Source organism: Oleiphilus sp. HI0123 (genome assembly GCF_001635315.1).
This window is the reverse complement of sequence record NZ_LWGE01000238.1, coordinates 1-1,423: the sequence shown is the minus strand read 5'-3', so window position 1 is coordinate 1,423 and position 1,423 is coordinate 1. Positions and strand designations below refer to the sequence as shown.

Here is a 1,423-nt window from a genome sequence, read left to right as displayed (position 1 = left end):
GGAAGTAGCGCCATCAACGCAATGGTCTATGTTCGAGGCGACAAATCTGATTATGATCACTGGGAAGCCCAAGGAAATAAGGGCTGGAAATTCGATTCAATGTTGCCCTATTTTAAAAAAGCCGAAACAAATGAGCGAGGATGCAATGACTACCACGGCAGCCAAGGTCCTCTTTATGTCTCAAACACACAAAATACTTACCCCTTGAATGAGTGCTTCCTAAAAGGTTCTGAGCAAGCGGGATACCCTTTAAATGACGATTTCAATGGGCCTCAATTTGAAGGTGTGGGCTATTATCAGTTTACAATCAAGAATGGCGAAAGGTGCGGTGTCTCACGGGCCTATTTAAAGCCTGCTCGTACTCGAAAAAATCTGCACATACAATGTGAAGCCTTAGTTAATCGAATTATTCTCGAAGATAAAGAGGCCAAAGGTGTGGTCTATTCGCAACGAGAAAAAGAGTATACCGCTCATGCTAAAAAAGAAGTTATTTTGTGTGGTGGTGCGTTTAACACACCACAAACTCTCATGCTGTCCGGGATCGGTGATAAGAAGGAGCTCGAGAAAGTAGGTATAGCTGTCGTTCATGATCTTCCAGGAGTAGGAAAAAACCTTCAAGAACATGTTGATGCTTGTGTATTGGTAAAAAGCAAGAAAAAAGACGGATTTTCTATTACGCCATCCGGGTTATTAAAAGCCTTGCCAGATGCTTTTAATTACTTTACTGCTAAAAAAGGTAATCTTGCTAATTCGATAACCCAATCTGGCGGCTTCTTGAAATCTGGTCCTTCTGTTGAGGTTCCTGATATTCAGCTGCACTTCGTACCACTTCTTTTTGATGATTGCGGCAGAGATCTTGGTTTACTTTCGCAACATGGTTACTCCCTACATGTGTGCGTACTCAGACCGGAAAGTCGTGGTCAACTAAGCTTAAAGTCTTTAGACCCTCGCGATCGAATCAAAATCGATTTTAACTTCCTCTCTCAAGAAAAAGATCAAAAAGTTTTGGTTGACGGCATTCGGGTCGCGCGAAAAATCCTAGCATCTGAAGCTTTTGATGATCATCGTGGCGACGAAGTTCACCCAGGAGCTGATATCACCTCCGATGCAGACATTCTGCAAGCGTGCAAAGATCGTTTAGGTCTGGTTTATCACCCCGTGGGTACCTGCAAAATGGGTAATGACGATATGTCTGTCGTTGACGACCAGTTGCGTGTTCATGGCATCTCAAAGCTACGAGTAGTCGACGCATCGATCATGCCCACTTTAATAAGCGGCAATACCAATGCACCTGTAATAGCGATTGCTGAAAAGGCATCCGACCTAATATTGTCACCATCAACCATGCTCAACTAAATGATGAGTACAAATCACTTTTGTGAGCAATAAGTCTATTACGTAATAAAATACACAACTTTTGAAC

General features: G+C 42.7%; 1 protein-coding gene. It reads left to right on the top strand.

The features are described 5' to 3' along the window. Positions 1 to 1,356: GMC family oxidoreductase (locus A3761_RS02340; RefSeq protein WP_156491517.1), on the top strand; the 1,356-nt coding region annotated here is incomplete at its 5' end. Between the last annotated feature and the right edge of the window lie 67 nt (positions 1,357 to 1,423).